The organism is Rhodococcus wratislaviensis (assembly GCF_041228765.1).
GTDB classification, from domain to species: domain Bacteria; phylum Actinomycetota; class Actinomycetes; order Mycobacteriales; family Mycobacteriaceae; genus Rhodococcus_F; species Rhodococcus_F wratislaviensis.
Window position 1 is genome coordinate 4,244,935 of sequence record NZ_CP150488.1, and the last position, 19,847, is coordinate 4,264,781.

The following is a 19,847-nucleotide window of genomic DNA, read 5'->3' on the forward strand; positions in this document are numbered from 1 at the left end:
GATCGCGGTCAACCACACACGGACGACGCTCGCCCTGAGCAGCAGACGCGGCGCGAAGCACGAGCCGGATTCGACCGTTCAACACCAACGGCATGTGTCAGGCTCGGATGATGACCTGGCCGCAACGTGTCGTACCTCCCGACGCGATGGAGATGGGTGCGCTCGCCCACGGCCCGCGAGTGCTCGCCCAGACTGTGGGAATCGTGGTAGGACTGCGTTCAATCGTGGCCTACACATCCGGCCTGGACTTGGCGGTCGTCGCGGTATCCTCCGGATCCCACGCCGAGGCGATGAGACGCCAGTTCCAGGCGCCGGCTGAGATCGACCCGGTGACCGGCGAACGTCGCCGCGGGGAATGGGTGGGCGAGCGACTGCAGCTGCGGGCTCTCGAAGATTCTGCCTCCAGCCCGTCCCCCGTCGCAGCACTGAGGGGTTTCACCAGCAAAAGAACACGTATCGGCGCGAATACTCATTTGAGGTCTCCCCTCTACCCGACGTAACCGAACTACCCCTTGTCACGGCCTGGCCAGCGATCGGACTGGAGCCTGCCACGACGTACTTGGAGCTTCCTCCGCCGGAGGTACTCAGGGCCGGAATCATCTCCCTGGGTGGTGATCCGGGTCGCAGAAAGTACTTCTGATACGCGCGCTTTGCCCACGACTTGCGCTTGCCGACTCTATCGATCACCAGGGTGTGGGAACCTGCCCTGCTGCCCCGTCCGCAGACCACCTGGGGCGAGGTCGTCAACGGCCCCGACCGGATCCTTTACTTCGCGATGCCGCCAGAGCACCCTGACAGGTGGATCCCGCATCCTCTTTCGAACCCCAGACCCGGGAGGTCCGTCGATGCGACCGCACCACCGACTCCACAACACCTCGCTCGTCGCCGCCGCTGCGGTCGGAGTCGCAGGCGCGCTGCTGTTGGGTGCACCACTGGCCACCGCGGGGCCAACTGAAACCGTCTTTCCCATTCCAGTCGCCGGGATCGGGGTTGGCGTGACCGGACTTCTTAGCGCGAACCACTTCTACATGACCGCCACCACAGACCCGGTCACGCCGGGAGTCACCCGCGTGGGGCCCTACGCCGGCGTCTTCGTCCACTGGCGGAACATCTCGACCGGCGAGGGCGGCATCACGTACCTCGACAACCCCGGCGGCACGCAGGTCCGGACCGGTTCCGGGACGGTGGTTGCCACGGTCACGGTGCCCGACCAGGCGGGAACCCGAGTTATCGCCCTCGTACCAGGCGCCGGCGCCTGGTACGTGCCGTGACTGTCTTACGCTCGTGCTTGGGGTCGCGGCTTCCCCGGGGGCGGGGGGAGTCACTCCGCGGGTGTCGTGTTTGTCGATCGGTGACCGGTCACCGACGAACGCCGACGTCCGCACGGTGCCGTCCAGCGAAGTTGTCTCGCCCATGCTGCTGCTTGGGTGGCACACTCACCTCATGGGCGCGGTCGGCGATGTCGCAGTATCGGTGCTCCAAGAGGCAGGCGTGACACTTGCTGCTGGACTCACCGATTCCGAGATTGATTCTGTCCATGTTCGTTTCGGGTTGGTTTCGCCTGTGATCATCTGGATCTGTTGAAGACTGCGTTGCCCCTCGGGGAAGGTGGCCGGACTGGCGCGACGGCGACGACGCTGAGTTGCAGCGCATGCTGGGCTGGCCGGTCGAAAGCTTCGTGTGGGACGTGCTCCACCAGCCCGTCCCCTTCTGGCCTGCGTCGTGGCGCCCACGTCCGACCGAAGCGGTCGAGGTCGAGCGGACGGCTCGCAAGAATCTCCATAGATATCTACCGGCAGCACCGGCACCACCGGGATGTCCGGTCTTCTCGGTGTATCAGACTGATGTCATCTGCAGCCCCGGATCTTGTCGAGTACCTGCGAAACGAGCTGAAGGTCGGGGCGTTGCCGGGTGAGAAGTGGACGTTCCGGCAGCGGGTTCCGTACTGGTCGCAGTTCGTCGAGGTGGCGAACCGCGCCGAGTGCATCTGATCCGACGAAATCTTGGGCCGTTGCCTCGGCTGAGTCGCGCACGTACCCGTCAGGGGGTTGGTTGCGTGCGATCATCATCTGATGCGGTTCTCGCGGTTGTTGCCCGTTCTCGTCGCCGCATTTGTCGTCCTGACGGGGTGCGCGGACGACCCGCCACCGGTGCCGACTCCGGTGATCGTGTCCTTCGACGACGGGTGGGGTCAGGTCTTCGTGGCGAACGTCGACGGCAGCGGCCTGCGGCAGGTCACCCCGACCGTGGCTGACGACATGTCCGATAGTCGGTGGGGAAACAGCGCCGCGCTATCACCGGACGGCGCGCAATTGGCCTACACCCGCGGAGGCAGGTTCATCGAGGTCGTGGATCTCGAATCAGGTGACGTGAGGACTGTTCACGAGGACGGCTATCAACCTGTCTTCTCGCCGGACGGGTCCGCTATCGCTTTCTCGAAGAGCGACGGCAGTATCAACATCATGAATACCGACGGTTCCGACGTGCGCGTCATCGCTCCGGCTGAGTCCGGATCCGTGGCGACGTTCTCGCCGGACGGGTCGCGGGTGGTCTTCACCGCCGACGGATACATAGTCGAGGTGCCAACGACGGGTGGAGAATCGAAGGTGCTTCTGCGGGAACAGTTCTGGAATGCGGACCCCGCGTACTCACCCGACGGTTCCACACTGGTCTTCTCGAGCAACCGCGGCGGCAACCACGGCTCCGAGATCTACTCGATGCCCACCGGTGGTGGAGAGATCACCCGGCTGACCGACACGTACGCGGTGCATCCGCAGTTCGTCCCCGACGGCTCACGCATTCTCTACACCAGAGCAACGACGCAGTCAGGTGAGCTGGTTGTCGATATATCCACCTCGAACCGTGCGGAACTCGCCTCGATGAATCCCGACGGCTCCGACCAGAAACGGTTGACGCCTCGTTCGATCACCGCCCAGTATCCGAGTATCGGCGGGGGACAGTGATATCGCTGATCAGGACGCCCATTCCCGGAAGGCGAGCAAGCTGCAGGCCGCCGACCACGAGCGGCTGCCACCCTCCTGCGGCATAGCTACTCCGAGCGCGGTGACGGCGGCCGACGTCGCGAGACCCAGCTCGCCACATTGATGACCGGTCAACGATCGATGGCCGGTCAACGATCCCCAATGGGCCCCTCGGAGAGACTCGATGTCTGCCGGATCATCAGCAGAGCGAGTGGCGGGGGACTCTACGCTGAGGTAATGGACGGTCTGGATCATTCGGCCACGAGGAGTGCTCTTGCGTCCCTCCATGCTGGTGGGCGGAGTGGCGGCGCGGTGGAGCCGTACCTGGTTGTTGTACGTGAGGATGTCGCTGCAGTTGCGCTCCGAAACGCCGAGTCGCGGTACGTCGTCACGGTGAACGAAGTGGACGGGCAGTGGGAAACCCCGCAAATGATGACTCTTGGCGAGTTGCCGCGAGCTGCCCCTGATCGAGATTTCCGGCCATCTTTCATCCAATGCCTGGAAATTACTCGAACCGGGCCACCCTCTGCTGACGGTGGTCCTCCCGACAGTTCATGGATCACCATCAGCGGCTTCGTGGCCAGCGGGGCGCGGAGTATCGCGATTACCAGTTCCCTCGATGACTATGTTGCGGATGTCGCCGATGACGGATTCTTCCTTGCCGTGCTGCGGTCACCATGGCGCGAGAAGCCTTCCGTTGTCGTCGTCATGGGGGACCGCAGGATCCCGTGTGCCCACCCGAGCCTCGCTTGAACGATCCTCAGCTGCAGAACCGTTGAGGGATCGTTGACCGGTCACTGGTCTATTCACGATTGGTGCGCATCCCGGTAATTCTTACTCGCAGACCTGTGGTGCGGCGAGAAACAATCCACCACAGACGAAGGCGCGGGACAGCTTCCACTCGTTGTCGGAACGCACGAAGGGGATTGGCCCCACCGGGTAAGGGTCCGCGCCACGAAAGCGGCCGTGTCCAGTCGCGTTGACCATGTCTGGGCCGACGAGTTCCACGGCGGTGAACTGGATGTATTGGGGTGAGGGTTGCGCACCCCAAGCCCGCGCCATCCGCAGGGTCTGGTCGCTGGGACCCTCCAAGAGTCGCGCGCGGTCCTCCTCGCGTATCGAGTAGTTGGTCGTGGCGTTATACAGGACGGTCAGTTGCTCAGCGGTGGGCATGAGATCGGTAATCGGCGCCGGCGGCGGTGCGAACTGTGTGGAGTGGACGAAGACGGCCGGATCGCGCGATCCCGCGTCATCGACGGGCGAGCGGGCGCAGGCCACGGTTGCGATCGCGACAATCGCGCTGGCACCTATCGCGGCTTTCCTCACCCTCATGATCTACGTATCGGCCCAAGTCGACGCAGCGTGACAAGCCCGTGCCACACCGGTCCCTGGATGCATCTCCATCAATGATCCTCGATTGAGAGGCACGAAGGGCAGTTGCTGCTCAGCCGGCGCTGCCTCTGCGGTAACGAATATGGGTGGTTAGCGGTGAGTGGAGCGCCTCGACGGGCTCGAAGCCGAACGTCTCGACGCCGTCGAACATGCGCTCGCCGCTGCCGAGGAGGACGGGTGCGATGTCGAGGGTGAGTTCATCGATCACGCCGGCGTTGAGTGCCTGTCGGACTGTCGAAGCGCCGCCGGCGATGTCCACGCCGTTGCCGTCGGCCGTTTCGAGCGCCTGCGCGTAGGCGGCGTCGAACCCCTCGGTGACGAAGTGGAAGGTGGTCCCGCCCTCCATCTCGATCGGTTCGCGTGCGTGATGAGTGAGCACGAAGACCGGGGCGTGGTAGGGCGGCTCGGATCCCCACCATCCGTCCCACGCTTCGTTCCACTCACCGCGGATCGGCCCGAACATGTTGCGGCCCATGATGTAGGCGCCGCGAGGGCGCATGAGCCATCCGTTGGCTGTCTTGTCGGCTTCGGTCGCGCGCGGGTCGCCGATATGCCAGCCGTGCAGCTCGCCGCCGCGCTTGCCCAGCGGATTGTCCCGGCTCTGCTCGGGTCCGGCGACGAAGCCGTCGAGCGAGATCGACATGTGGCAGGTGGTGTCGGACATCAGCATCTCCCGGGAAGCAGTTGCGGGTGCAAGTGGTAGGCGTCACCGTAGCAAGTGGTGGCGGGTCGCAAGTGAGATACGCGGGGCGGTGAGGCCGAAGGCTGGACAGCCGCGCTCGGGGTGCGCGATCAACGCGGCCGTCGAGGTGATCGGCGCCCGCTGGTCGCTTCTCGTTCTGCGCGACATCATGTTCGGAAACCGGCGGCATTTCCGCGTCCTGCCGGAGCAATCCGACTAAGGTATCGCCTCCAAACATTTGCGGGAGGACTTCATGACGGAACGGCGAGCCGAGCACCTCAGGACGCAGGTGCCCTCGCGATCTGGACCAATTGCGACCGAGCGCCTTGCCTCCGCCTACGCTGCAGCACTCGCTGCCGACGCAGACCACTGATGTGGCGTCGCACGAATCGCCGCAGGATCGACGGCGTGCTGTGCCCGCTGCACCGCAAGCGGAACCATACCGGCGCGTCCCGTGAGCCGGCCCATGACCGGGAACGAGCTGAGCTGCACGGGTCCCGATAGCCCCGTCCGGTGAAGGAATTCCGAATCGGGGCGGCGGATTCTCGCTGTCGTTGCAACACAAGTCTATCGAAATCTGGGTCGTCCCAGCTCACGGGTTACGTTACCGCAGTCGGCATCGCGAGTTCCAGCGCAGTGCGGCGCCGGTGAGCGGTGGCCCGTCGCTCGGCGTTGAACACCGTGGCGGGAGTTGCGTACTCCAGGTTCTTCCGTGGGCGAGTGTTGAGCTCACGCGTTACCGACCGCACATGAGCGTGACTGTGCACCGACAAATCGGTGCCCTTCGGGAAATACTGTCGAGCGAGCCCGTTGAAATTCTCGTTCGCACCCCGCTGCCACGGACTGGAACGTTCGGTGAAGTAGATCTTCAGATCAAGGGCCGCGGAGATCTCTCGGTGCAGACACATCTCCGTTCCCTGATCCCACGTCAACGTTCTGCGCATTCGTTTCGGCAGGCCAGAAAATGCTTTGATGACAGCATTTTTCACCGATTCGGCGGTGTGATCGACGGGGAGATTGACGATGATTCCGTATTGCGTCGTCCGTTCCCGCAGGGTCATCATCGCCGATCGGCAGCGCAACCCCAGGATGAGGTCCCCTTCCCAATGACCCACCTCGACCTTTGCGTCCACCGCCTCCGGGCGGTCGCCGATCATCGTCATGTTCCGCACCGCACCGAGTGATCTCGCCGACCCCAACCATCGAGGTTTACGCACGCTCCGACCACTGCGCAGTTTGGCAGCGTACTTTTTGTCCAGACCCTTCCCGCCCGCCACCAGCAACGCCCGGTACATCGTCTCCATGCACAACCAAATCGAGCTGTCCTCGGGATACTTCAGCTTCAGCCAGCCGCTGATCTCCTCCGGCGACCAGAACCGATCGAGCTTGCGTTGTACGACACTGCGCAACACGTCGTTGGCGAGCAGCTTGTGTTCGCGTGGGCGGCTGCGGTTGCGACGTGCCGTCTCATTGGCGACATGGGGCAGGTAGCGGCCCTGGCCATCGCGGTGACGGTCGAGTTCACGTTTGACCGTCGACGGCGCCCGATCGATCTCCCTGGCGATGGCGCGGATCGACAGTTTCAGATGGTCCAGGTTGGCGATCTGCAACCGTTCCACCAAAGACAAATACCGCTCCGACGGCACATCGGCGCCGGTCAGAGTCTTGCGCTGTCGCGCCCTTCGTTGAATATTGATCCCGGTTTGGCGAGTCACACCGACGAGTGTGCTGGCTGCGATGTTCGTTTCCCCTTGGGCGATCAATTCCCAATACCGCGTGTCCCGGACCGCGGTCCGCGACAGTCTCGACGCTTCCTGCGCTACCTTCGGCGCCAACTCTGCGGCGATACGCGCAGCTGACTCACGCACCGCCACCTGGATCGACTCATCCCGGCCGCGTTCTGCCTTCCTAATCCTCAGCGCACGCCGGGACTCCCATGCCCCTGCCCTGGTCTTGCTCAGCCGCAGCCGGCGCCGAGCCTGGGTTTCACTAACACCGTCCGCGCGGAGTTGGTAATACCGCTGTTCGATCCACCGATACGCTGTCGAGCTCCCCACGCCAGCGACCACGGCCGACTGCCGCACCGTCCGGCGCACCGCAAACGCAGACCAGAAAGTCTTCTCTCGGCTTCGCTCGACCCGCAAATGGTGCCGGTTGTAGCTACCCGAGATGAAGGACGCCTCCCACACCGCGATCTTCGAGGTAACACACCCCAAGGTGGCTCGAGACTGCTCGCAGTCGAGACCTCCTTCACGGAGAAGGAAGAACTCCGCGCGCAACCACTGATAACCGACATCGAGATGAACTCCGGCCGTGCGGGCGGAGTATTTGAGACCTCGTCCGTCGCGAACCAACCCTAGAAATCGGGCCTGAGCAGCAGCATCCGCATTCTTCGCCATTCCAAAACCACCTCGCCGAAGGTGTTGCAATGACCGATAGAACCCTGGCACCCCCTGGCGAGCGCGTGCCCCTTCTTCAAAAATCCTGTCTCGTCGACGATCAACACGCCCTTGTCGGCGTCACCGATCACCTCGACCACGACCTCACGCATGTCGTCGCAGAGCGCCACACAGTCCCAGGATTAGAAGTTCAGCAGCCGCTGCATGCCGTCCGGGCCCGCATCACCGGCCGCCTCGGCCAGCGTCCATCTGTTCTTGCGTTCTCGCGCCCATCCGCCGCCGCGATCCACCCGCGAAAACCGGTGGGCGAACCGCGCACAGAACCCGGTGAAGCCCGTTGGCCACTCCAGCACCTCTGACTGCATGCAAGATCAATTACTACAACAGTCCCGTCAGTCACAAACTGTCGTCCCAGTACTTAGATGGCGCTCCCGTTCCGGCTTTCTCGTTGCGGTCCAGCCGTGTTTAAGCAGACGGAGGGCAGGAGTGGTGCAATGAAGTTGTGTGACGAGGTGAGTGAGCGATGAAGCAGGTCCTGAAGGCGGTGCTGGTGTGCGTTGTCGTCGGCGCCGCGGTGCTGGTGGTGTGGGCGGTTGCGTCGCGACCGGATGCGCCCGAGCCGCCGCGCCCGCTGCCCGATACCGCAGTCATGGTCCACGGCGTACCGACAACGTGCAGTGAACTCTTCGGGCAGCCCTGTGATTTCGGGTTGCAGGCCGCCTTCAACCGGTGGGGGACAGGCCTCGCTGCGTTCGTCGATTCCGGGGTCCTGGGCCCCTACGCCGAGCGGATCGGGTTCCTGGCATCGGCGAAACTGAGTCTGGACGCCTGCGCACTCTCGCACACCACCGGAAAGACGGTCCTCGAATTCGTCGAACAGGCGCAACGGCAACACCCGGACGCCGGCAGCCCCGAGCTGTTTCCGTTCTGGAACCGGACCCGGCAAACCCTCTGTCCCCTGTGACCCGCACAGACGAGCACGGCGTGACGTCGACGATGGTGACACCGCATCACATGTCACAGGCGATACCATCCTTGTCCCGGTCGAGTTTCGTCGAGTAGCCGGGCTCGCCTTGGTAGATCGGCGCGACGCCGGCTGCGTTTGCGTCGGCGCAGGACGCGTAGCTGACCGATGCCGTGCGGCACCTGGTGCGCATGGTTTGTGGTTACGGGTCCGACACCGCCGTCATACGGTGCGTCGATAATCGTGCGGCGGTGTCGTTGTCCGGGTCTCCGGCCTCGTGAGCTCTCCCGGCGGGCGATCGAGGAACGGCGTGGCGTTCTCGTGCCTGGCGTGATCTCAGTCAAGCAGTGGCCGGCAGATCCGGCAACCAGTACTCATGAGGGTGAGCAATCTGCACGCCGACACTGTTGCTGGTCGCGATCCCGGTGGTCATCCTGCCCAGCGTCGACGCTGTGGACGAAATCGCCGCGCACTGACCGTGATCGGCCGTCGGGACCAGGGCGCAGGAGCTGACAGTCGAACCCTTGCACTTCAACACTAACTGTTATCAAATATTGCAACTGCCCGATCGGCGACACACGACCCAAGGAGCGCTACCCATGCCCGATATCCAATCCGCGTCCTCGGACCCGGCCTCCGCAACCATTCCCGGTGGTACGTATGCCATCGATACCGAGCGATCGACGGTGACGTTCCGCGCCAAGGCGTTCGGGTTGATGTGGGTGCGAGGCCGTATCCCGGTGCGGGAGGGCTCGATCACGGTCAGCGGCGGCCGCATCACCGGGACCGGCCTGCTCGCCGCCGACCGCATCGATACCGCATTGGGGCCCCGTGATTGGCACCTGCGGTCCGCGCACTACCTCCACACGGACAAGCACCCCACCATCGAAGTGGTGATCGACGGTGCCGACCTGTCGAGCGGTTCCGTTCCGTGCGAGGTGACGGTCCGGGGGGCCACGGCACCCGCCCAGTTGCAGCTCCGATCGATCAAGGCGGCCGACACACTCGGCATCACCGCCGAGACGACGGTGGATCGCACCGCCTATCCGATGCTGGGCCCGTGGGCCGGAGTGTCACGTCGTGCGAACCTGGCCATCACGCTCGTCGCCCGGCCGACCGGGAACGGGTAGAACACCGAATCCGTTGGTGCAAAGAATCTTTCGCAAGCGGTTTCGGTGCACCCGTACCGGTGGCTGCCCCTGGGAGCTGTAGACGGGGCGGCGACCGGTACGGATCGATCACACGGCAGCTTGTGCGGCCGCGACACTTTGCGAGGCCGGCTGGGCGAGCTTGCTCGAGCAGAAGTCCATCAAGTATGTCCGGGTTGAGAAGTCGACGTCGTTGATCAGTGTGGACGTCACCATCGCCAGAAGGCGTTGGTAGAACACCTGCGGGGTGATGCCGAATTCGGGCAGGATGTATTCGTCTCCTCCGCCGAATCGGGACCATTTGGTGGCGAACGCCAGCATGGCCTGATCGTCTCGGGTCATTGTTCCTCCTCGTCCCCCGGCTGTGATGCTGATATCTGTCAGAGATCGTCTGCGGTGAAGCCGTTTTCGAGCCGTTCTTTGACGGCGGTGAGAAAGCGGGCGGCGTCGGCGCCGTCGACGATGCGGTGATCGTAGGAGATGGACAGGTAGGCCATCGAGCGCACGTCGATGCGGAGCTCCCCGTCGTGGCGGGTCGGCACCAGTCGTTCGACCACGGCACCGACACCGAGGATGCCCGTTTGGGGTTGGTTGATGATCGGGGTGTCGAACAGAGCGCCGCGGCTGCCGGTGTTGGTGAGGGTGAAGGTGCCGCCGGACAAGTCGTCGGCTGTGATCTTGCCGGTGCGGACCTTGTCGGCTTTGTCCGCGATCGCCCGGGCCAGGTCTTCGACCCCGAGGGTCTGGGCGTCTCGGATGACCGGCACCATCAAACCCTTTTCGCTGTCGACGGCCATGCCGAGGTGGCAGTGGTCGTAGTAGGTCACTTCGGTGACCTCGGTATTCAGCGAGGCGTTGAGGACCCGGTGCTCGGCGAGTGCGTCGACGGCGGCTTTGGCGAAGAACGGCAGGAAGGAGAGCTTGAGTCCGGTCCGAGCGAGGAAGTCGTCCTTATAGGCGGCCCGCAGCCGGGCGATCGCGGTGACGTCGACCTCGAGCACCGTGGTCAGCTGGGCGGCGGTCTGCAACGACTCGACCATCCGCTGGGCAATTGTGCGGCGGATCCGCGGCAGCTTCTCGGTGGTCGAGCCGGTCGCCGGCCGCGGCGCAGCGGTGGCGGCGGCGGCCGTGGTTGTGGCCGTGTCCGGCTCCGGAGGCGGCGAGGGAACCGCCGCCGGAGCCGGGGGCACCGACGGTGCGGTCTGTGCCGGAGCCGCCGCCGGTGCCGGTATGGGAGGGGCCGTGGGAGCCGCAGCCGTGCCGCCGGATTCGGTGATGATGGCCAGTTCGGCGTCGATGGCGACGACGTCGTTCTCCTCGGCGAGGTGGCGGTGGAGAATCCCGGTGACCGGTGACGGAATCTCGGTGTCGACCTTGTCGGCGGCGACCTCGAGGAGTGGTTCCTCCGCGGTGACATGGTCGCCAGGTTGTTTGAGCCACCGGGTGATGGTGCCCTCGTCGACGCTTTCCCCGAGGGCTGGCATCCGCACCGTGGTGCCTGCGAGTTGTTCGGTTGTCATGGTGCTGTCTGCTCCTGGCCTGTGTGCGTGCGGGTCTCGGTGATCAGGGGAGAATGTCGAGCGCGGCCCGCACGATGCTGTCGGTGTCGATGCCGTGGTAGCGGTACACCTCGTCGAGGGAGCCGACCTGCCCGAATTTGCTGACCCCGAGGCAGGTGCTGCGCACCTGGTTGATGCCGGCGAGGAACGCCAGCGTGTGCGGGTGGCCGTCGAGGACGGTCACGAGCGGGGTGGCGCGGTCGGCGGGAAAGAGCTGATCGAGGATCCAGCTGTCGCCGGACCCGTGGCCTCGGCGCGCCTGGATCGCTTCGAACAGCAGCCCCGGGCTGGTCACGCAGACGACATCGGCGGCCACACCGGATTGTTCGAGGCGATCGGCGGCGGCGAGGGCTTCGGTCATCATCGCGCCCATGGCGACGATGGTGACCTGTGCGTCGTCCCGGCGCACCAGCGGATACCCGCCGGCCACCACCTGACGGCGGCGGCGTTCGCGGGCCGCCGGGTCGGTGGGCACCGCGGCCAGGGTCTGGTCGACGGGGCGGGTGGACAGCCGCAGGTAGGCGGAGGTGCCGTCCGGGCGGCCGAGCCGGCCGATGCTGGCCAGTAGTGTCCACTCGGTGTCGATCGCGAAGGCGGGTTCGTAGCTGATGCAGCCGGGCTGCTCGAGCCCGATCGAGGGGGTCTTGATCGACTGGTGCGCACCGCCTTCGGCGGCGAGGGTGACACCGGAGGGGGTGCCGACCAGGATAGACTGCCCACCGGCGTAGATGCCGTACGACCAGGGTTCCAACGCACGTTCGACGAACGGGTCGTACATCACCCCGATCGGGAACAGCGGCTGTCCCCACCGGCTCCAGGTGGCGCCGAGCTCACCCATCAGTCCGACCAGGTTGGTTTCGGCGATGCCCAGTTCCATGTGCTGCCCGGTGGGCCGCTCATTCCAGTGCATGATGGTCTCGCGGTCGTCGTCGAACCAGTTGCGGCGCTCGGCCGCCGACCACACCCCGGCCTTGTTGACCCACCCACCGAGGTTGGTCGTCGAACTCACGTCCGGGCTGACGGTGACCACCCGCTTCGCGGCCTCGGGGGCCTCGCGGGTCAGGTCCAGCAGCACCCGGCCCAGGGCGGCCTGGGTGGTGGCGGTGCCCTTGGGGGTGCGGCCGATGTCGGTGGGGATCGTCAGCGCGGGCAGCGCCGGGATCGGGTCGCGGCGCAGCCGCTCCGCATTGTCCGCGCATCGCCGCCCGGCCGCGGAGTCGGCATCGAACCGGCCCCACGGGGACGCCGGGTCCATGCCCAGATCGGCGGCGAGTGAGGCGTATTCGTCCACCGACAGCAGCGAGGAGTGGTTCTGCGGGTGTCCCTGGGTGGGCAGCCCGTAGCCCTTGATGGTGTAGGCGATGATCACCGTGGGCCGGGTGTCGTCGATCTGCCGGTACGCGGCGGTCAGGGCGGACAGGTCGTGGCCGCCGAGGTTGCGGATCGCGGCGGTCAGGGTGTCGTCGTCGAGGCCGGCGATCAGGGCCGTGATTTCCGCGCTGCCGGGGCCGTTCCCGGGCAGGCGGGTGCGGACCTCGTCGGCGCTGCAGCGCAGCAGCCGCTGGTACTCCGGGTTGGGCATGTCCAGGATGCGGGTGCGTAGCGCCTGCCCGCCGGGGCGGGTGAACAGTTCTTCGAGCAGTTTGCCGAATTTGACGGTGATAACCTGCCACCCGGCGGCGTCGAACATCTTCTCCAACCGGTTCGCGGCAATGTTCGGAATCACCCGGTCCAGGGACTGCCGGTTCAAATCGACGATCCACACGACCTCGCCGAGGTCGGCGATGCCCGGGTCGAGGATGGCCTCCCACACCGCGCCCTCGTCGAGTTCGGCGTCGCCGACCAGCGAGTACTGGCGGCCGGTGCCGGCTCCGCCGGTGGTGGTTTCGACGTAGCGGCGGGCCATGGCGCCCCAGATCGGGGCGGTGGCGCCGATGCCGACGGATCCGGTGGAGTAGTCGACGGTGTCGGGGTCCTTGGAGCGGCTGGGGTAGGACTGTAGCCCCCCGAACTCGCGCAGGGTGGTCAGGTATTTCTCATCGAGTTCACCGAGCAGGTAGTTGATGCCGTGCAGCACGGGGGAGGCGTGCGGTTTGACCGAGACCCGGTCACCGGGCTGGAGCTGTTCGAACCACAGCGAGGTCATGATCGAGACCATCGATGCACAGGACGCCTGATGCCCGCCGACCTTCAGGCCCGTGGGGTTCGGCCTGATCCGGTTGGCGTGATGGATCATCGAGGTGGACAGCCACAACACTCGCTGCTGGATCGTTTCGAGTGTTTCCAGATCCACCGAATGTCCGGATTCTGCGACGGGGGTCGCGGTTCCGGGGCTGGCGGGCAGGGTGTTGGGCATCGGATTCTCTTTCCTCACATGTGCGGATCGCTGCGGACGAGCGCAACTACAAGAACGGCTCCGACGGGGTAGCCGGGGAGCAATCCGCTCGACCGGTAACAGGGTGGGTGCGGTCGGATGCGGTATCGGAATGCGGCGGTGCCCGGATCTGGTCTGACCGCCGCCCACCTGTTATAACAGTGGATCAGGATTTTGCCGCCTGCGCAATAGTCGGTGTTGAGATTGAGCAGAATGCACGCCGATAGGGCACTCGAGGGAAGGTGGGATTGGCACAATGCCAAGCACGCACAGAGCGGATCAGATCGACGCCCGGCTACTGCTCGCGCTCGCGGAGTCGCCGCGGGCCACGACCATTGCCCTGGCAGACCGGATAGGACTCTCGCGCAACACCGTTCAGGCCCGGATGGGCAAGCTCGACGACTCGCACGCGCTGCGCTCCTTCGAGCGCCGCATCGACCCGGCGATCCTCGGTTATCCGCTGCAGGCATACATCTTGACCAACGTCACCCAGCGCAAGCTGGCCCGTGTCGGGGCCGCTCTCGACGGCATTCCCGAGGTGCTCGAGGTCCTCGGCCTCAGCGGTGTCGCGGATCTGCTCATCCACGTCGCTGTCCGGGACGCCGACGACCTGTATCGAGTGGCCGGGGACATCCTCGGGATCAAGGGGGTCAAACGCACCACCACCGCGCTGGTCATGCGGGAGATGGTGGACTACCGGATCACGCCGCTGGTCGAAAAGCTCACCGACTGACACCGGTCGATCCGCGCCCAGACCTGCATCGACCCGGTGTTATAACATGCCTTGCACGTGGTGACAGCGATGACAACGAGACGGAGATGGTCGTGACAACGAGCACGAGAAACCCGCAACCGCTGGTGCGGGCCCTGACTCCGACCTCCGTTCCCGAACAGGTCGCCAAGGAAATCCGGCGCTCGATCCTCTCCGGCGAACTCCGTCCGGGCCAAACCTTCTCGCTGCGGGAGATCTCCGGCCAGCTCGGGGTGAGCTTCATCCCGGTCCGGGAAGCACTCAAAGAGCTCGAAGCGCAGGGTCTGGTGGTGACCCGCCCCGGGAAAAGCGCTATGGTCGCCCCGCTTTCGCACGAGGACCTGCACGGAATCTATCGGCTACGCCGCCAACTCGAACCGGAAATCGCCGGCCGCGCCTGCAAACTGCTCGACGACGCGGACCTGCGTCGCCTCGAGAACTACGTGGCCATGTTCGGCGACGAGAGCCTCGACCTCGACGACATTTACCAGGCGCACCACGCCTTCCACTACGAACTGCTCCGGCCCGCCGCCACCGCCTGGGACCTGCGCGTGCTCGACGGCCTGTGGCACGCCGCCGAACGGTATATCCGCCTGGCGTTCTCGGGTCGCGAGGCCGAACCGGACGAACACGAGCGGCGGGGACACGTGCATGCGGACATCCTCACCGTCGTGCGTACCCGCAATATGAGGAAGGTCGCCGCGGCGACCCGGCAGCACCTCGACGACAACGAACAGATCGCGCTTCGGGCGCTCGACCCGATCGCGCCCTGAACACCGCCGCCTCGGCGCATGTTCACGTCGGCTCTGCGGCCGCCGAGGCACCGGCCCCGGCGGCCTGCCCTCAGGTGAGCGTGGAGGTGCCGGCGCGGTGGTCTTGGAACCGCTGCGCATAGTCGATGTACCAGTCGAGGGCGGCGGTGTCGGCGACGGTGGCGCGGTTGATCGCGGTCTCCGCAGACACTCCCTGGATCAGCTTCTTGACGGGAATCTCGAGCCGCTTACCGGTGCGGGTGATGGGAATAGCCGGGACATCGATGATCTCGTCCGGCACGTGCCGGGGAGAGGCCTCCCAGCGGATAGTGCTGCGAATCTTCTCCACGAGCGCGTCGTCGAGGTCGTACCCGGAGCGCAGCACCACGAACAGCGGCATGTGATAGCCCCCGTTGGGCAGTTCGGCGCCGATCACCAGGGCCTCGGCGATCTCCGGCAGGGCTTCGACGGCCTGATAGATATCCGCCGATCCCATCCGAACCCCGCCGCGGTTGATCGTGGAGTCCGACCGCCCGTGGACCACGCAGCCACGGTCGGCTTCCATGGTGATCCAGTCTCCGTGCCGCCACACCCCGGGGTAGGTCTCGAAATAGGCGTCCCGGTACCGGTTTCCGTCCGGGTCGTTCCAGAAGTAGATCGGCATCGACGGCATCGGTGCGGTGATCACCATTTCCCCCACCTCACCGATCACCGACCGGCCGTCCTCGTCCCACGCCTGAACGTCGACTCCCAGGTACGGGCCCTGAAGTTCGCCGGTCCGCACCGGGCTCAGCGGGTTGGCGCCGATGAATCCGGTGGCGACATCGGTGCCGCCGCTGTCCGACCCCAGGTGCACATCCGGGCTGACCGTGTCGTAGATCCACCGCCAGGTGCTGTCCGGCAGCGGCGAACCGGTCGACATGATCGACCGCAACCCCGACAGATCGAAATCGGTGCCGGGCTGGGTGCCGGCCTTCTCGCACAACGTCAGATAGGCGGCACCGGTGCCGAACCGGGTGGCCCCGTACCGGGCGCAGATCTCGAATTGGTGGTCGGGCCGCCCGAAAGTGGGGCTGCCGTCGTAGGTGATCACGGTGGCACCGGGGGCCATGCAGTTGACGAGCATGTTCCACACGACCCATGCCGTGCTGGCGGCGATGAACACCCGATCTTCCGGGCCGAGGTCGTAGTGCAGGGCGTTGGCCTTGAGGGCTTCGAGCAGGATTCCGCCGTGTGAGTGCACGATCCCCTTGGGAAGGCCGGTGGTGCCGGAACTGTAGAGGATCCACAACGGGTGATCGAACGGCACCCGCTCGTACTGTGGTTGGGCGTCCCCGACGACCACATCGGCGTAGTCGGCGATACTCGGCCGGTGCTGCCCCTCGTAGGGCAGGCCGATATTGTCGACCATGATGGCGTGCCGCACCGTCGGCAGCTGGTCCAACAGGGCGGAGAAGACGTCCCGGCGGTCGACGCGTTTACCGTTGAACTGGTAGCCGTCCACCCCGATCAGCACGGTCGGCTCGATCTGCGCGAACCGGTCGACCATGCCTTTGACACCGAAATCTGGTGCGCAACAAGACCACACCGCACCGACGCTGGCGGCGGCCAGCACCGCGACGACGGTGGGCGCGATGTTCGGCAGCATCGCCGCGATCCGGTCTCCGGGCCGCACGCCGATGTTCCGGAAGTACGCGGCAAGGTTGGCGACCTGCGCAACCAGCTCGGCCCGCGAGAGTTCCCCGGTGGTGCCGGTTTCGTCGACCGAAATGATCGCGGGCCCGGCCTGGTCGGTATGGCGGAGCAGGTTTTCGGCCCAATTCAGCCGGGTGCCGGGGAACCACCGGGCGCCGGGCATCTGGGGGTCGGCGAGCACCGTGTGCGGTGGCGCCGAGGCGATGACGTCGAAGTACTCCCAGATCGAGAGCCAGAACCTCTTGAGGTCGCTGATCGACCAGCACCACAGAGAGTCGAAGTCGGTGGTGGAGACGTTCTTCTCGGTCGCGAGCCAGCGTTGGTACCGGCTCATGTTCGAGGCGAAGACCCGCTCGGGTGGTGGGGTCCACAACACTTCACGTCCTGGCGCGGTCATTGTTGGTGCGTCCTTTCCGGCTCCCCCCCGCCACGGGCAGAGGTGGTGTCGTGGTCTGCCCGTGGCGGGAGGGTTTCGTGCGGTGGTGTCAGCGGGAGAGCACGGTGCCGAGAGCCCGGGTGAGCTCGTCTGCGGGGTCGGCGGCGGCGCCGGCGGCGCGCCAGGCGACGTGGTTGTCCGGGCGGACCAGGATCGCCCCGGTGTCGTCGATCTGGCGGAGTTCACTCCAGCGGCCGGTGGGGTCGGTGTAGTCGGTGCCGGCGCCGATCTGGGCGACCTTGATCTGAATACCGAACTTGTCGTTGGCCAGCAGGGCGGCGTCGGACCAGGCGGCTCCGTCTGCTGCGGTGATGAGCACGAAGTGCGCGTTGTTGCCGGTGAGGTCGTGGGTGGAGATCTGCCGGCCGTCGTGCTCGAGCCAGGCGTGGGGCAGGCGGTGCCCGGGGCGCGTGGTGGGGTGGTAGTTGTGCCCCATCGGGTCGCGCGGCGGTGCCTCGGTGCCGTCCGGGACGAGGGCCCCGTCGCGGTAGGCGAAGCCGATTTCGAGGTCGTGGGCCTGGAATTCGGTGCGCTGGGTACTGATCACCTCGGCGGCGCGGGCGCGGCGGGTTTCGCCCATCGGGGTGTCGGAGAAGTAGTCCCGGAACACCTGGACCTGGGCTTCGAGGGGCTGGCCGGGGATCAGGCCGAGGCCGGCGTCGACGACCATGTGGTTGAGGAAGGTGAACATGGCCCAGTCGACGTTGCGCATGCCGACGAGGCGGCGTTCGGGCTCGTAGGTGTCGAGCAGGGCGGGGGCGGCGTCACCCTTGATCACCGCGGCCAGCTTCCAGGCCAGGTTGTGGGCGTCCTGGATGGCGGTGTTCAGGCCCAGACCGGTGGTGGGCGGGTGTCGGTGGGCTGCGTCGCCGGCGAGGAAGATCCGGCCGACCTGGTACTTGTCGGCGAGCACCCCTTCGAGGATCCAGTGGCTGACCTTGTGGATCTTCAATTCGAGGTCGGGGAGTTTGAGCAGCTCGCGCAGCCGCGGAACGATGGCTTCTTCGTCGAATCGGGCCGGGTCGTCGGGGCGGAAGGTGAAGTGCAGGACGAATTCTTCCGAGTGCTTGCCCCACGTGGGGCCCATGGCGGCCATGGCGCCGCTGTTCCAGGATCCGGCGCCCTCGGGGTTGAGCAGCCAGGTGATCAGGACGTCGTCCTCCCACCACTGCGACAGGTCGGCGGTGAAGTGGGTGCTGACCATGTCGAGGATCCCGGTGGGGCCCTCCATTTTCACACCGAGTTCGGGTCCGACGGTCTTGCCGCCGTCGGCGGCGACCATGTACTGGGCGTGGACGGTGTAGGTCTCCTGGGTGTCGCGGTTCAGGACGACGGCGTGGATTCCGTTCTCGTCCTGCTCGAACGAGACGAGTTCGCGGCCGAAGTGGATCGAGTCCGGTGCCCGCTTCTCGGCGTGCTCACGCAGGAGGGGCTCGAGCCGGATCTGCGGGTAGTTAGTGGACGGGCACGGGCTGTCGACCGCGTATGCGCTTTCGAGGCGTCCACCGCCGAACGATTCGAGGGTGTACAGGGTGCGCCCGTCCAGTTCGCCGTCGCCGCCGAGGGAGGTGACCCACCGGGTCTTGCCCATGTTCTTCGGCGGGGTGCCCACCGCGTAGATCGAGTCCGCGACCCCGACCTGGCGCAGCACCTCCATGGTGCGCTGGTTGAGGTAGTGGGCCTTGGGCAGGTGGGAGGTGCTGGTGTGCCGCTCGATGAGGTGGTGGTCGATGCCGTGCTCGGACAGCAGGATCGAGGTGGTCAATCCACACCCGCCTCCGCCGACGATGAGGACGGGAACGGTGATCTCAGACATGGCTGGTGCTCCTGGAAACAGTGGTGAGTGGGTGTGGGCGGTTGGTGGCGGCGAAACGGTGCCGCATCTCGCCGATGGTGTCGGCGCGGCTGACGAGTTCGTCGTCGATACCGATGAGCCGTTTCGGATCGCGGGTGAAGCCGATACCCGACGGGGTGCCGGTAAAAATGAGGTCGCCGGGGCGCAGCGGCACGATCGACGACAGATAGGACACGAGGACCGGGATCGGGAAAATCAGGTGCCGGGTGCGCGAGTTCTGCATCACCTCGCCCGACAGGACCGTGCTGACCTCGATGTCGTCCGGGTTCTCGAATTCATCCGGGGTAACCAGCACCGGCCCGATCGGGGCGAAACCGGCGAACGACTTGCCGAGCGCGAACTGCTGCGGTGGGGGACCGGACAACTGAAGCTCCCGCTCGGACAAATCCTGACCGAGGGTCAGCCCGGCCACATACTCCCAGCCCTCGGAAACGGGAACGTGTCGGGCTTCCTTACCGATGACCGCCACGAGTTCGACCTCGAAATCCACCGACCCGCCGGGGTGTTCGATGGTGGCGTAGGGCCCGGTGATCGAGGCCGGGAACTTGGTGAACACGAACGGCGCGTCGGGCAGGGTCAGCCCGGATTCCTCGACGTGGTCGGCATAGTTCACGCCGACGGCGAAGATCTGACCCGGCCGGGGAACCGGGGCGCCCAGCTCCGACTCCACCACCGGTGCCCCGTCGGTGAAGTCCACCGTGGCCGCCCATGAGGTGAACTCGTCCCACCGGTCGAAAATCTGCTGGGGTTCGGCGGAAAAGCGGCCCCCGCTGGCTGTCTCGACGTCGACGGCGACGCCGTCCGCCACTACCTGGAGCCGACCGGCTTGGTTTGCCACACGCATGAGATGTCCTTCGGA

The 19,847-nt window shown here is 65.7% G+C and carries 19 protein-coding genes and 1 pseudogene; 9 read left to right on the top strand and 11 right to left on the bottom strand.

All coding sequences use genetic code 11. The features are described from left to right. The first annotated feature begins 1,028 nt into the window (after positions 1-1,028). The 4 genes from WKC72_RS19630 to WKC72_RS19645 all read left to right on the top strand — a co-directional run bounded on the left by WKC72_RS19630 (position 1,029) and on the right by WKC72_RS19645 (position 3,734). The gene (locus WKC72_RS19630; protein ID WP_370184191.1) at positions 1,029-1,271 is read left to right on the top strand and encodes a hypothetical protein; all 243 of its coding nucleotides are present in this window, start codon (positions 1,029-1,031) and stop codon (positions 1,269-1,271) included. Between the two features lie 573 nt (positions 1,272-1,844). Further along, positions 1,845-1,991: a hypothetical protein gene (locus WKC72_RS19635; protein WP_370184195.1), complete on the top strand. Its 147-nt coding sequence runs from the start codon at positions 1,845-1,847 to the stop codon at positions 1,989-1,991. 81 nt (positions 1,992-2,072) lie between these two features. After that, on the top strand, positions 2,073-2,963 hold the full coding sequence (locus WKC72_RS19640) for a TolB family protein (protein ID WP_370184197.1): 891 nt from the start codon (positions 2,073-2,075) through the stop codon (positions 2,961-2,963). A 255-nt stretch (positions 2,964-3,218) separates the two neighbouring features. Continuing rightward, entirely contained in the window at positions 3,219-3,734 is a 516-nt protein-coding gene (locus WKC72_RS19645; protein ID WP_370184199.1) for a hypothetical protein, read from the top strand. An 81-nt stretch (positions 3,735-3,815) separates the two neighbouring features. On the opposite strand, the gene WKC72_RS19650 is transcribed toward WKC72_RS19645, so the two are convergent. Then, positions 3,816-4,313, bottom strand: a complete 498-nt coding sequence (locus tag WKC72_RS19650; RefSeq protein WP_370184201.1) for a hypothetical protein — start codon at positions 4,311-4,313, stop codon at positions 3,816-3,818. A gap of 112 nt (positions 4,314-4,425) precedes the next feature. Further along, positions 4,426-5,037 (bottom strand): dihydrofolate reductase family protein, encoded by a 612-nt coding sequence (locus tag WKC72_RS19655; RefSeq protein WP_370184204.1) that lies wholly within the window; start codon positions 5,035-5,037, stop codon positions 4,426-4,428. A gap of 88 nt (positions 5,038-5,125) precedes the next feature. Here WKC72_RS19655 and WKC72_RS19660 point away from each other — a divergent pair, with 88 nt between their 5' ends. Continuing rightward, positions 5,126-5,275, top strand: a complete 150-nt coding sequence (locus tag WKC72_RS19660; protein WP_370184206.1) for a winged helix-turn-helix transcriptional regulator — start codon at positions 5,126-5,128, stop codon at positions 5,273-5,275. A gap of 379 nt (positions 5,276-5,654) precedes the next feature. On the opposite strand, the gene WKC72_RS19665 is transcribed toward WKC72_RS19660, so the two are convergent. Together WKC72_RS19665 and WKC72_RS19670 are read right to left on the bottom strand one after the other, a co-directional pair. Then, positions 5,655-7,454, bottom strand: a complete 1,800-nt coding sequence (locus tag WKC72_RS19665) for an IS30 family transposase (protein ID WP_370184209.1) — start codon at positions 7,452-7,454, stop codon at positions 5,655-5,657. A gap of 34 nt (positions 7,455-7,488) precedes the next feature. Beyond that, positions 7,489-7,819 (bottom strand): annotated as a pseudogene (locus WKC72_RS19670) (transposase); the annotation flags it as partial. A gap of 158 nt (positions 7,820-7,977) precedes the next feature. Here WKC72_RS19670 and WKC72_RS19675 point away from each other — a divergent pair. After that, the gene (locus WKC72_RS19675; RefSeq protein ID WP_370184212.1) at positions 7,978-8,418 is read left to right on the top strand and encodes a hypothetical protein; all 441 of its coding nucleotides are present in this window, start codon (positions 7,978-7,980) and stop codon (positions 8,416-8,418) included. Positions 8,419-8,464: 46 nt separating this feature from the next. On the opposite strand, the gene WKC72_RS19680 is transcribed toward WKC72_RS19675, so the two are convergent. Beyond that, positions 8,465-8,611, bottom strand: a complete 147-nt coding sequence (locus WKC72_RS19680; RefSeq protein WP_052032858.1) for an excalibur calcium-binding domain-containing protein — start codon at positions 8,609-8,611, stop codon at positions 8,465-8,467. Positions 8,612-9,017: 406 nt separating this feature from the next. On the opposite strand from WKC72_RS19680, the gene WKC72_RS19685 reads away from it, so the two are divergent. After that, positions 9,018-9,548, top strand: a complete 531-nt coding sequence (locus WKC72_RS19685) for a YceI family protein (RefSeq protein ID WP_370184213.1) — start codon at positions 9,018-9,020, stop codon at positions 9,546-9,548. 108 nt (positions 9,549-9,656) lie between these two features. On the opposite strand, the gene WKC72_RS19690 is transcribed toward WKC72_RS19685, so the two are convergent. Genes WKC72_RS19690 through WKC72_RS19700 form a run of 3 tightly spaced genes read right to left on the bottom strand, consistent with a single transcriptional unit; the run spans position 9,657 to position 13,481 of the window. Next, entirely contained in the window at positions 9,657-9,908 is a 252-nt protein-coding gene (locus WKC72_RS19690; RefSeq protein WP_370184215.1) for a DUF3263 domain-containing protein, read from the bottom strand. 38 nt (positions 9,909-9,946) lie between these two features. After that, positions 9,947-11,086, bottom strand: coding sequence for a 2-oxo acid dehydrogenase subunit E2 (locus tag WKC72_RS19695; RefSeq protein WP_370184218.1), 1,140 nt, complete (start codon positions 11,084-11,086; stop codon positions 9,947-9,949). Between the two features lie 43 nt (positions 11,087-11,129). Further along, positions 11,130-13,481 carry a transketolase C-terminal domain-containing protein gene (locus WKC72_RS19700; protein WP_370184221.1) on the bottom strand — a complete coding sequence of 784 codons (2,352 nt, stop codon included), beginning with the start codon at positions 13,479-13,481 and terminating at the stop codon, positions 11,130-11,132. 274 nt (positions 13,482-13,755) lie between these two features. On the opposite strand from WKC72_RS19700, the gene WKC72_RS19705 reads away from it, so the two are divergent. Together WKC72_RS19705 and WKC72_RS19710 are read left to right on the top strand one after the other, a co-directional pair. Next, positions 13,756-14,232, top strand: coding sequence for an Lrp/AsnC family transcriptional regulator (locus WKC72_RS19705; RefSeq protein WP_037227252.1), 477 nt, complete (start codon positions 13,756-13,758; stop codon positions 14,230-14,232). 86 nt (positions 14,233-14,318) lie between these two features. Then, positions 14,319-15,023, top strand: coding sequence for a GntR family transcriptional regulator (locus WKC72_RS19710; RefSeq protein WP_128638313.1), 705 nt, complete (start codon positions 14,319-14,321; stop codon positions 15,021-15,023). A gap of 70 nt (positions 15,024-15,093) precedes the next feature. Here the strand turns inward: WKC72_RS19710 and WKC72_RS19715 are convergent, their stop codons facing one another. The 3 genes from WKC72_RS19715 to WKC72_RS19725 all read right to left on the bottom strand — a co-directional run bounded on the left by WKC72_RS19715 (position 15,094) and on the right by WKC72_RS19725 (position 19,832). Then, positions 15,094-17,094, bottom strand: a complete 2,001-nt coding sequence (locus WKC72_RS19715) for an acetoacetate--CoA ligase (RefSeq protein WP_370178516.1) — start codon at positions 17,092-17,094, stop codon at positions 15,094-15,096. A gap of 88 nt (positions 17,095-17,182) precedes the next feature. Beyond that, on the bottom strand, positions 17,183-18,949 hold the full coding sequence (locus WKC72_RS19720) for an FAD-dependent oxidoreductase (RefSeq protein ID WP_370178518.1): 1,767 nt from the start codon (positions 18,947-18,949) through the stop codon (positions 17,183-17,185). Further along, positions 18,942-19,832: a fumarylacetoacetate hydrolase family protein gene (locus WKC72_RS19725; RefSeq protein ID WP_037227241.1), complete on the bottom strand. Its 891-nt coding sequence runs from the start codon at positions 19,830-19,832 to the stop codon at positions 18,942-18,944. The genes WKC72_RS19720 and WKC72_RS19725 overlap by 8 nt, the downstream gene beginning before the upstream one ends. Positions 19,833-19,847: the final 15 nt, after the last annotated feature.